Source organism: Olivibacter sp. SDN3, assembly GCF_014334135.1.
In the GTDB taxonomy this organism is placed as follows: domain Bacteria; phylum Bacteroidota; class Bacteroidia; order Sphingobacteriales; family Sphingobacteriaceae; genus Olivibacter.
On the sequence record NZ_CP060497.1, the window covers coordinates 238,840 to 251,022 of the forward strand.

A 12,183-nucleotide genomic window follows, 5' to 3' on the forward strand; every position below is an offset into this window, starting at 1 on the left:
CTTGTCTTTAATTTGAATTATTTACCGGAAAGTTTGTCATAGAGGTGGGCTCCTCCTTTTCCCGTAGTACCTAATGCACCATGTGAGCCTAAGCCTTCCTGCCGGCCGGAATATTGTTTTCCGGCCTGTAAGATGTTGGAACCTCCCTGCATTACACCAGCTGCCCCTCCTGTCGCCAAACCTCCTGCGGCCATGGCCGAAGTAGATACCATACTGGTTACCTTCTGTAATAGGGCATTGGCTCCTCCTGCCTGCACCACGTAGCCAGCTACGTTGGGAACGGTGAAATACCCTACGATTCCGATCAGCATAAATATCAGGTAAGCGGTATCATAGGTACTGAAAAAGGTATCTCCCGACTGGCCAATCTGTCCGATATCTATTTTGAGCATGTTCTCCTGAATTTTGCCGAGGATGCTTCCGAATATGTTACTAATGGGAAGCCATAAAAAGACATTGATATATCGTGCAAGCCATTGGACAAGCGATTGCTGGAAACCATCAAAGACCGCCAGACCTAGCACAAAGGGCCCGAGTATAGAGAGCACGATCAAAAAAAATGTCCGGATTGTGTTGATGCACAGGGAAGCAGCCGCGAAAACAACCTGCAAAACCTCGCTCATCCATTGCTTTACCGAGTTTCGGAAATTGTAAGATTGTTTCTCCATCCAGAACTGCATATCGTGGCCCAGTCCTTCAAAAAGTCCTTCGCTCGAGCCGTTTTCGTTTTCGGGATATTTATATTTATACCATTCGGAACGATCACCGTTACCGTCTTCTCCGATATAGATATTATATAGATCGGATTTTTTTACTGCCGCCTCTTTTTGTTTCAGCAACGCCATGATTGCGTGATCGCTATCTTTGACCATTGCACCAGTGGCAACCACGGTCGGTTGCAGTACACCGTTCATCAGATCGATGACCGCCGGGAAGAACATAATAGCGAGGCCAAGACCGAATGGGCGCAGGAGCGGATAAAAATCGATGGATTCGGCGGCTGCAATCTGGCGCCATACACGGCTGGCGGTATACCAGAGGGCGCCAAAACCAGCTATGGCACGGGCAACGTCGATGAGTTTTCCGCTTAGCGGCTGCATGTCATCCCGCACGGCCTCCAATACGGGTTGCATACCGCCCAAGGTCTGGGCAATATCCGCGCGACCGGCAAGCGGGAAAGCGAGTGCACTGGCCGCCAACAGGACGGCCGCGAGTTTAATATTTGTCATGGATTTTTACCGTTAAAAAATTGACTGATACCTTTGATATCATTTATTTCCCTTTTTCTCTGCATCAGCAATACATTACCAGATTCATTGAATTTCCTGAGGAAAAGTAACTTGTCCTGTATGTCGTTGTAAATACGGTCGATCTGTGCCAGACGCTCTTCATCGCTCATTCTCAATTGAGAGGAAGTGATCACCAAGAGAAGATCCTCCAGATTGTCTTTGCTCTGGTTCAATAGCCTTCCGTAGACGTTAGCCATATATTCCAATTCTCCGGAGTTGAATATTGCTGAACTTCTGAAATGCGATAGTGCGGATCGATATTCCGAATTGATCCTACCCTGTAGGTGGAATTGCAACTAAAAATAGGAGACTTTTTTATGCTGCCATTTTTTCTTTTTCCAATAGCATTTCTTCGATCTGTCTGGGTGTCTTATAACCCAGAGCAGAATGTGTTCTTTTGGTGTTATAAAATCCTTCAATGTATCCAAAGATCTCCAATTTAGCTGACTGCTGATCCATGAATTTTCTATGATAGACCATTTCAGCCTTTAATGTCTTGAAAAAGCTCTCAGCAACTGAATTGTCCCAGCAATTCGCTTTTCTGCTCATGCTTTGAAGTATCCTGTTTTCTACAATTACCTCCCTGAATTCATCGCAGGCATATTGGATCCCTCTATCCGAATGGAAGATCAGTCCATCTTTGACACGCCGGTTTTTAATAGCCATCCTGATGGCTTCTACAGAAGTGTTTTTAGCGGTCATATCAGTACTCAAAGACCATCCGATGACTTTTCTGTCCGCCAGATCAATGACTGTTGTTAGATAAAGCCACCCTTTGTCAGTATGGATATAGGTAATGTCGCCAACCCATTTCTGTGACAGGGCATCCGCTGAAAAATCTCTTTGGAGGAGATTTTCAGCTATCCCATAGCTATGGCTCGAATCTGTGGTCACCCTATATTTTTTCTTGACCTTACTTCGTATCCCATGTTTCTTCATCAACCTTGCAACATAGCTTCTTGATACCATTTCACCTTTTTTATGCAGCTCTGCAGTTATCCTTGGACTACCATAGATATACTTACTGTCACTGTGTACCTGCTGTATTTTATCCAGAAGTGCTTTACTTCGCTGTTCACTAGGGGACTCCGGAGAAATCAGCCAACGATAAAAACAACTGCTACTAACGTTCAATACTTCGCACATCTTCTCTACGGAATATACCTCTCGGTTCGCCTTTATGAACCGGTATATGGACCGTCTCCCCTGGAGAAGATGGCTATGGCCTTTTTTAATATATCACGCTCTAATTCTGTTTCTCTTAATTTTTTACGCAAAATTCTCAACTCCTGTTCCTCTGGGCTAATTTTAGGATTGTCAGGTAAAACTTTATTCCCATTATAACGTGGGTTTCTACGCCACTTACTGAGCAAACTGGGGTCTATGTCTAATTCCTTAGCTACATCGGCTACAGACCCCTTAACAACGCTCAAATCGACCGCCATGGTCTTAAACGAATCATCAAATTTTCTATGCATTTCTACAAATTTAAAATTACTATCTAAATCTGTCTCGCTTTAAAGGTAGCAACTCCAGCGGCAGGTTCATCATCAATTGCAAAACAGTTTATCATAGTATTTCTTTTGTATCGGCAGATAAATCAATAAATAGCTCAACTGTATAAATCTCGTCCTCTTCCATACGACTAAGTCTTGCTTTGTTCTTAAAAGCGCCTTTCAGTCTCCGTTCCATATTTTTCAGGCCAGTGTGGCTGCCCGGAGTGTCTAAGGCTTTGCTGACCCTTTTTTTATTAGAACTATAGAAGTAAATCTTATCCCGGTTGACTACGATTTTGATTTGCAAGGGATATAGCGGATCTGATAGGTCTCCATATTTGAAGGCATTCTCCACAAGGGTAATAAAGGATAAAGGTGGAATGGAATGCAGGTAGCGGTCCCCCTCGAATTCGAACATAATATTTTTTCCTTTGCCGAAACGTCGCCGGTTGATTTCGAGGTATATCTCCAGATATTCCAGCTCCTTATGCACAGGCACCAGCTGTTTGCCTTTCACCGCATTATCTAGGGAATACCGCATCATCATGGAAAGCAGGTAAATGCTTTCTGCCAGCGACTTAGACAAAGCAAGCGCCTCGGTATAGATAAAATTAAGGGAATTATGTAAGAAATGCGGATTGACCTGTGCTCTTAAAAAGGCCTGTTCATATTCGAACTTCTCCCGCTCCATTTCGTAATGGGCCTTTTCCATCCGGCGCTTATAGGCCAGATTGGCAAACCATTTCAGTATAAAATACACAATAGTGGCGTAACTGGCGTATTTTATATAAGGGGAAAGTATATTGCGCAGATAGAGGCTCAGTTTGAACGGCACATCTTCATAATATAATTTTGCCCCGAATAGCGGCAGTATTCCATAGATGCACACGTAGCCCAGTGCGGCCAGCATAAAGAAAGTCGAGATGACCAACAATATCGCTATCCCGATATTTATTTTCCGGTTCTCGATAAATTTAAGTAGAAAGAAATTACTGTAAAAGATAATCGAATACAATAAGCAGAGAAAAAGTATATGACTGTAGTCCACATAACTGATTTTTGGCAGATTGTAGATATACACAAATTGAGCATAAATTATCCAACAGATAAAATTGAACAACAGTGGATGTTTACGGAAAAAAGTGGCCATATCTTCCGGTTTTTTGGGTTCATCATTCCACAAGATAAAAAAATTAGGCCATTTTCCGTAAAAAAGTGTGCAAAGGACGTTATTTCCCTGTGCAGCGATCGCATCTAATGATTGCATACTCTCTTCTTTTAGATTTCCAGAACAATTCCGTTGGTTATGAGATCGCTCATATGATTCCGCTGCAATAAAGGTACCGTGAAAGGATACTCTCTTCTATAAATCTGTTCAAGACGTTGATATAACCACCGTTCGATACCGAAACATTGGTAATCACTTTTGCGGAAAAGAAAATATCTGCCTTTTATACTGAAAAAACTATAATCCTCTTTATTGAATTTGACCAACCTTTTCTTTTTCCCTTCCGAGATAAGTGGTTCAGATAGCTGTTCCGGTATCGGATTGACAATATCTGCATGCTCATGCAAGTGTAACCATGTTTCCCACTGCCACGGCTTTTTGAAGACCGCGTTCTCAAGATGTTTATAAATTCGCGAAACGGCCTGGACTATAAATATTTGCCTGTTGCTCTCCTTATCAGGTATTATCGGAGGAAAAAAATCGAGATAGGGGACAAGTTTCCATTGCCGTGTAGAAATTACAGGATAAATCGGGGTTTTGCTCAAGTAAGAAATAAAAGCAGCTCCTGTTCTTACTTTGATATGTTGGTTAAGGAAAGGGATGGATAACAGGTTACGGCCTGTAAGGTCATTTCCTGTTCCGGTATTTCCGTCTACATAAACCAAAATATTTTTACCGTCCCTTAGTTCTCTATTTATTCTCAACAGGCTGTTTTTATCATTGGCATTGATCAGATTAAAACCAAGGTGTTCTATTTTTTTGTTGTCATATTTAGAATCAACCAGCTCTGTTTCCTTTTGCATCCCGTCTTGTGAAACCACCAGTACAAACGGAATATCGTTTTTTGCCAGATAATGCCCGACCATCCGGAAAGATCCGCTATGAAAGGTAGTAATTACTCCGGGTCTGGCTTTTATGTCCTGCAAAGTATAACCATGAAAGCGGACTTTAAGGTTTTTTGGCACGTCCGGAAGTGACTGTTCAAAATAGCTCTGTTGCTGGTTGGTTAATAATTTAAAGAAATTTGACTCATGCTCATTGTATTCCATCGATGGAAGAAAATTACGGAAGCTTGCACTTACCACCTGAAATTTGTACCAGAAGGGGTTTGTAGGTTCTAAAGAAATCCTTTTATGGCTGACAGCAAAGCCAAGAGAATGATTTTTTATAGTTATAATGATATTCTCCATTTTTTAAAGATTTAGCCCGACGGCGGAAAACCGTCGGGCGGTAATATCATTTTAAAGCCCCTCATAAGGGATACATTTATCTTCTGTTTCTGCTACCAACATTACAGCTTCCAATGCGAGCAATGTAATTGGCCGGTTGAACAATTTGCCTATCCTGGATTTTCCTCTTTTAAGTTTCATCTTTGTGTCTCTTTAGTTAAACCATTGCCTACTCTGATCAAGGGTTTTCGGTTACGCCCTACCGATGGCCACGGGTTTTCTGGATATCCGACAGTGAATTTCGAGCATTAGAGAGGTCTGTTCAACTAACTTGGTTTGAATGGCAGGATTCTTTATGTGAATGTCGCTTTTCTGCATGTGAAAATTTTATAGCGACATTACAGCGGACGTATGGATTTTCGAAGTAACCAAAAGGTGGAGTAAAAAATGTGAGGAGTATTTCCGATCTCAAATTATTGACTGAAAGTCTAGTTAAAATGAATTTACATGCACATTTCTGTATCTGTTATGGGTATACCGGAATTCTTTTTGCATTCTTAAAGTTTTATTTAAATTTAAAGCTGTGATAAACTTGTTATATAAAATCTAAAATACCGGTTATAACTTATAATGAATAATACACTTGTTAGTAATTGGATAAAATATTACAGAAATAGCCTGGCAGATGGTGAGCTTTCTGATATATCGCCAGATACCTGTAAAAAACAAGGTCATTTCCTTGATTCAAAATCTGCCCTTTCAGCTGAAAATCTAAAATCTTTTTATGCCAGAAACCATGCGACCGATGAAAGGGATGAAACAAAACAGAAAAAAGACCGGAACCAATATCAACCCACCATCAACATATTAATCTCTCCGTTTTATATATCAACTAAAGTAGCGCATGGAAAGAACAAAGGTGAAATAAAAAAGAATTTCCCTTTCTGGATAGAGGCTAAGTTAACCAGCCAAGGGACAATTATCGTCGACGAATCCCTGCGTAAGCCTTGGATATGCCGAAGTTTTTTAGAACCTATTTCAATAGCATCGGTTAACTGGCCAATTCTCAGCACAATGGAGAGGTATGACAGTGCCCTAGAGAACCATCGCTTTGATTATAAATCCTTTGATAACTATTGGGAAAGCGCCGCTAAGTTCTTTGAAAAGATAACAGGTTATAAGGACTATAAAGTACTGTTCGATGAATTTAACGCGAAACATGAAGTCTGCATGATCAAATCGGATAAAGTAATTTCCGCGCAAATTATACTGAACACCTATGCCGACCTTCAGAAAAGAGAAACTTTTCCTTTACTACTAACGCAGATAACAGATTTTTCCCCCAGGTCAATAAAAAAAATCCCTGATGTCAACCTGCTTTTTGCAGAATCGGGCCACTACGGACAGTTCAACGATCAATTTCCGCTGAGCAATTCCCAACGAAAGTCACTGCTGGTATACGAACAGCAAACAAATGGCAACATACTGGCGGTAAACGGCCCACCCGGAACAGGTAAGACTACACTATTGCAAAGTATCCTCGCGAATGAACTCGTAAAATCTGTTCTTAATGGTGCAAGACCGCCTAGGCTGGTGGCCTCTTCAACAAATAACCAGGCTATCACCAATATTCTTGATAGTTTCGGAAACATGGACGGTAATCTTCCGCGATGGATTCCAGAGCTAAGCTCTTTGGGAACCTATATGATTTCAACGGATCAGAATAAACAGAATGATGCTTTAAAAAAGGGATATCAGCTTTTGTTTAAACAAAAATTCGATTTAGCCGGACACTATTTTGATCATCATCTGGAGCCGGATATTCACCATATCGAAAAGTACTACATAAGCTGTTTTAGGAAATTCGCCGATATTGATAACCGTCATGACCTTAAAGCAATAACAGATTACCTAAAAAAGAACATCGTCGACAATAGTGACTATATCGATCATTTCTTATCCTTAATAAAAGAAATACATGACGCGGAGAAGCAGTACTGCAAACTCAGTTCATTAGCAGATTTCACTGAAGAGACTGCCCTGATAAAGAGAAAGCTAAATGAGCTGGAAAACAGAAAGGGAACATTGAAGAAGTTTAAAACCGAATTAGGAATATTTTTAAAATCAATCAGACTGGTCCATCTATTCAGTTTTATTCCTTATTTTAAAAAGAAACTCCATCGTAAACTTTCCTTTTTTCTAATAGACGCTCCTTTTGAGGAGCTCAAAAATATTAAGACCATAGAAGAAACAGAAGATACGTTTATTACACTATACCAACGTATTGAAGAGGAAATAGCTAAAGCAAAGCAAGAAATCACGAAACGACAGGAGATTTATAACTATTTATATAAGCTCAAGTGTCAATCCGATGAATACAGTGGAAGACTCGAAACTCTGTGGCAAAATTATCTCCAACAGCTCGATGAAAAAAGAAGATGTATCATACAAAAAGAATTTAACGATCTTGACGCAATAGAACAATTTAATTGCATTCTCGATGTCTCCCTTCGATATGATTCATTTGTCTGCGCAGTACACTATTGGGAAGGCAAGTGGATAATGGAACAAAAAGGTCCCAAACTTAAGGCTAATAACGGAAAACCTGCCAGGGAGAATCTTTTTTCAAGAATGAGTTATCTGACGCCACTATTTATTTCTACCTTTCATTCACTCCCTAATTTCGCTTCTTACTCAATGAGAATAAATGAACAATGGGTATCTAAACCTCTTTATGAGTTATTTGATATACTTATTGTGGATGAGGCGGGGCAGGTGTCTCCTGAAGTTGGTGTTCCGGCATTCAGTTTGGCAAAGAAAGCAATTGTTGTTGGCGATGTCTATCAGATAGAACCCGTTTGGAATGTTCGGAATGATAATATTGACAAAGGAAATCTCAAGGAAGCCAATCTATTATTGCAATATTCCTTCGACCATTTAAAAGAAAAAGGTGTTCTGTGTTCTTCCGGAAATTTGATGTTTTTGGCTCAGCATGCTTCTGATTATTCACAGGTTGACGGTTTTAACGGCACGCTATTAACGGAACATAGGAGGTGTGTGAATGAGCTCATTGCATTTAGCAATGATTTTGTCTATAACAACACACTTCGCCCCATGGTGGGTAGCTCAAAAGGAGTTAGCTATGAGAGTGAGGAGTCTTCAATTTTTATACCCCCGCTAGCTTATATCCATATAGCCGGAGATTCCACCAACCATTTTTCAGGAAGCCTTCAAAATAAACAGGAGGCAGAGGCCATCGCCAAATGGATAGCGCGATATGGCGATATCATTACGACCTCAATTAATAAAGAAAAGCCGAGCGATGAGCATAAAAATATAGAAGATTGCCTGGCTATAGTCACCCCATTTTCAGCACAGAAAACGGAAATAAAAAAGGCATTAAAAAAGTATAATGTAAGCGTTAAAATAACCGTTGGTACGGTCCATGCCTTACAGGGAGCAGAAAAGACCATTATTATATTCTCGTCTACCTACGGTAAGAACCATAATGGAAATCTTTTTTTTGACAATGGCCCAAACATGTTAAATGTTGCCTTAACAAGAGCCAAACAGCATTTCATTGTGATGGGGAATATGCGGTTATTCAATCCCACGAATACAATGAAGCCATCAGGTGCCTTAGCTCATTACCTTTTTTCAAGCGCTAAAAACGAACTGTCTTCTTCATTCCTGTATGATGATGTCACTATTCAATCTGAATATCGGGTAAATACGATTGAGAAACATCGAGCATGTTTAAAGAGAGCATTTGAACAGGCTCAAAGAAGAATAGTAATTGTATCGCCATATATATCACAGCTAGCAATAGAGGCAGACGACATAATCGATAAGATTACCAAACTAGCTGAAAGCATAGAAATATTAGTTTACACTGATAAATTTTTAGACCAACCAAATGGACAATTAAAGGAAAATGCGCGAAAAGGAAGACAGGCCCTGGAAGATGTCGGCGTAACGTTGAAAATTCTAAATGGAATCCATAATAAAGCGTTGGCTATTGATGACTATGAATTAATAGAAGGTTCCTTTAACTGGCTTTCGGCAGTACGCGACAGAACGAATCAGTATTACCGACATGAGGTCTCACAGATTATAAGAGAAGAGGAAGCCCTTATACAGATCAAGCAGTTATTGGAAGAACTTAAGGCGATTGAAGAAAAAGGGTGATGAAATGTAAGACTAAGCAGAAGACGCTGATTGACCGTATTGTTTTCCATCACTTCTGCTTACACTCAACTCTTCTTTTAGACAAAGTGACAATGATTCTTCTCTATAATGCGTAAGGTTTGTGAACTGTAAGGTCAATTTAGACCAACATTGGCAACCGTTTCTGATCACCTTCAAGAAGCTAATCCACAATTATTTGCCTTGACTTAAGGTTTTTTAGTTGTATTTTTTCGTATCTTATAATCATTAAATGATTCCGAAATGATTGCAAGATTCTCCTTAAAAAATTTGAATGTTAATAAACATTACGAAGCTAAAAGTGATGAAACTATGTTGCTTTCTAATTTTAAAATTAATATTTTAGTCTCCGACATAGGGAATTTCCAAACAATGAAAATAACCTACTCTAACCTCTTATTGGATAAGTGCTCCTTCTTTAATCTCGGTTTCACATTGAATATTATAAGGCCTGTCGTTTTTCCGTATATGGATATATATTGTTGTTACTACGGAAAATCGGATGCGGTTTACCGATTCGGACCGACCACTATTGCCGCGATGGAAAACTGGCACTGAGCTCTTTGTGAACGGTTGTATTCCCTTAATGAAAAAGATCCACTTGTCTGGGAGATAAAATCGAAAATTATTACTTGGAAAAATCAATGTAAACAAGAAACTTCCACTGATAACGTATGACTCAATCCACTAATCCGGTTCATACATTAAAACACTTTCAAGTAACCCCAATAATCAATTCGTCAGACTATAGTTTATTCAATACGAAAAAATCAGCCAAAAACGAAAAATCAAAGCAATTTATTGTAAATTGGTATTTTTATAGGCTGGCCAGTAATGATCAACGATGTTAAACCAATTAACTTTACAGTTATTCGATAGGGAGTTTCAGGTAAGATTTCGTATTCGAATAAGTTGTAGCTAAAATTCTAAAGTTTCGTGAGATCAATATACTGTTACTTAAAGTTTACATACTAAAAAGATCTTTATGATTTAAATCTCTATAGATTGGATATTCCGCACCAAAGTACACCACTTTTCCGCACCAATATGGTTCTTCCCCACTTTTGGTGGTTACGAAGGAGCTAGTATCAGCCTTTTCTCCAGTAAGCGAAGTGAGCAACGTCCATACATCTGTCTTTTCAGGGTCTTTAACTTATTCACGTTTCCTTCAACCGGGCCGTTGCTCCATGGTAGATCGAATGCATTTTTGATTGCCGCGAAATCTTGTCGGAGCCCTTTTGCAAAACCACATAATTCCGGGATCGAGGAATCACTTACGCTCTGTATCCAATCCTGTAAGCCCGAGCTAGATTGATCTTTAAACATCATTTGACGGAATTGTCTTATAAAAAATAGCGATTGCTTCAATACAGCTGAGGCCGTACAGAGCTGATTCAATATATTCGATTCATCCCCAGAAAGTTTTTTGGGATCATTGAAAAAGAGCATAGCACTTCTCGATGGTCTCCAGAGACTGAGATCCGAGGGCAACACAGTTTTTATTCCCTTTTTCTTACCCATTGCCAGACTATGCCTGGCCAGCCCGTCGGATAAGGTAGAGTATGCACCCTGATATCCGCGGCCTTTAAGTTCAGTATGTAATTGTCTTAGCTGGATTGCCGGATTTTCTGCTTTCCTTTTCTTTATATAACCAAGGTGTTCCTCCAGCCCTGTCGGTGAGATGTACGTTTTTCGCGGAAGTTCCTCGCAGTGTTTATATTTTCTGACCGTTATACGGCTCATCTTAAACCTTCTGGCTATTTCCCTGATCGGAATGTCCTGTTGTAACAATCGCTTCACCTCCCGGAACTTTTCCTGCTGACGTGGCGAAGCCATACTTTTCAATATGCGTGGAGATGCATGACTTATTTCACTTTGGCTGTCCCTTACTCTTTTCATGGCTGCGTGTTCCCTGTCCAGGATTTTCCGGACCGCCTCTCCAAGGTTTTTCAACAGGTGCCAGCGATCCGTTACCTGGATGGCCTGCGGTGCACCTTTCGTTGAACCACGTTGATAATTGCCATACCTGTCCCTTGAAATGACCTGTATCTTATGCCGCTCTTTCAGCCAACCGGAAAGGGTCTTCTCTTCCCTGTCGCCGAGCAGGCCAATCGGTCTGTTTGCTGCTAAATCTACGAGTATACTGCCGTAACGCTCCCGTTTTCGGATAGCCCAGTCATCTACGCCTAAAGCTACCACTTCATTGCTTTTGGGAAGTTCTGTCCGGTCTATTATACGTAATAAGGTTGTATCACTTACCGGTATAGAAAATTCACCACATATTCTTTCGCCGGATTTTCCACCGGCTTCAATTGCTATGTTCAGTAGTCTGTCCTGTAATCTCTCCGTTTTCCGCTGATATGACCGGAAATGGTTATCGAACCTTTCGGTAAATACCTTTAATGGACATTCATCGGTGAGGCAATAAAACTTACGGGCCCTGAGTAATATTCTCGAGGATTTTCCGAACGAAGGTAGATCATTAAACTTTCTGGTGTAATAGCTGTGTATCCTTGAAGATACTAAACAGCAATTTGGACAGGCACTTCCTTTTTGGGTGCTCTGCACATAAATATTAAGCCTATCGATCTGGTCATCTACAGAAATGACCCGGAACCTGTCACCGGAATTGAAGATTATTTTGGTGGCATTCATTGGTAATATAACGAATCCAACGCTTGATCTCATAGCTTTACCACCAAAAGTGGGGAAGAACCCCAATATGCACCAGTGATTCCGGGGCAAAGTACACCAGTTTATAAGCAAGGTTGACTAGCTGTTTAGGTTTAGGTTGA

The 12,183-nt window shown here is 40.3% G+C and carries 9 protein-coding genes; 1 reads left to right on the forward strand and 8 read right to left on the reverse strand.

The window, feature by feature from the left end; translation table 11 throughout:
- Positions 1 to 17 precede the first annotated feature (17 nt).
- From traJ to H8S90_RS26105, 7 genes are all read right to left on the reverse strand, one after another.
- The gene (gene traJ, locus H8S90_RS01120; protein ID WP_187340825.1) at positions 18 to 1,229 is read right to left on the reverse strand and encodes a conjugative transposon protein TraJ; all 1,212 of its coding nucleotides are present in this window, start codon (positions 1,227 to 1,229) and stop codon (positions 18 to 20) included.
- Positions 1,226 to 1,486 carry a hypothetical protein gene (locus H8S90_RS01125; RefSeq protein WP_187340826.1) on the reverse strand — a complete coding sequence of 87 codons (261 nt, stop codon included), beginning with the start codon at positions 1,484 to 1,486 and terminating at the stop codon, positions 1,226 to 1,228. Before H8S90_RS01125 ends, traJ begins: the two co-directional genes overlap by 4 nt.
- A 118-nt stretch (positions 1,487 to 1,604) precedes the next feature.
- Entirely contained in the window at positions 1,605 to 2,525 is a 921-nt protein-coding gene (locus tag H8S90_RS01130; protein ID WP_187342862.1) for an IS3 family transposase, read from the reverse strand.
- Complete coding sequence (locus H8S90_RS01135) at positions 2,468 to 2,767, reverse strand: transposase (protein WP_187340262.1); 300 nt, start codon at positions 2,765 to 2,767, stop codon at positions 2,468 to 2,470. Before H8S90_RS01135 ends, H8S90_RS01130 begins: the two co-directional genes overlap by 58 nt.
- A gap of 91 nt (positions 2,768 to 2,858) precedes the next feature.
- The gene (locus H8S90_RS01140; protein WP_187340827.1) at positions 2,859 to 4,052 is read right to left on the reverse strand and encodes a sensor histidine kinase; all 1,194 of its coding nucleotides are present in this window, start codon (positions 4,050 to 4,052) and stop codon (positions 2,859 to 2,861) included.
- A gap of 11 nt (positions 4,053 to 4,063) precedes the next feature.
- Positions 4,064 to 5,203 (reverse strand): hypothetical protein, encoded by a 1,140-nt coding sequence (locus H8S90_RS01145; RefSeq protein ID WP_187340828.1) that lies wholly within the window; start codon positions 5,201 to 5,203, stop codon positions 4,064 to 4,066.
- A 51-nt stretch (positions 5,204 to 5,254) separates the two neighbouring features.
- Positions 5,255 to 5,383, reverse strand: coding sequence for a hypothetical protein (locus H8S90_RS26105; protein ID WP_255501757.1), 129 nt, complete (start codon positions 5,381 to 5,383; stop codon positions 5,255 to 5,257).
- Between the two features lie 429 nt (positions 5,384 to 5,812).
- Between H8S90_RS26105 and H8S90_RS01150 the strand changes: the two genes are divergently transcribed.
- The gene (locus tag H8S90_RS01150; protein ID WP_187340829.1) at positions 5,813 to 9,370 is read left to right on the forward strand and encodes an AAA domain-containing protein; all 3,558 of its coding nucleotides are present in this window, start codon (positions 5,813 to 5,815) and stop codon (positions 9,368 to 9,370) included.
- A 1,089-nt stretch (positions 9,371 to 10,459) separates the two neighbouring features.
- Here the strand turns inward: H8S90_RS01150 and H8S90_RS01155 are convergent.
- A complete protein-coding gene (locus H8S90_RS01155) occupies positions 10,460 to 12,076 on the reverse strand; it encodes an ISL3 family transposase (protein WP_187340830.1) in 1,617 nt (538 codons plus the stop codon).
- Between the last annotated feature and the right edge of the window lie 107 nt (positions 12,077 to 12,183).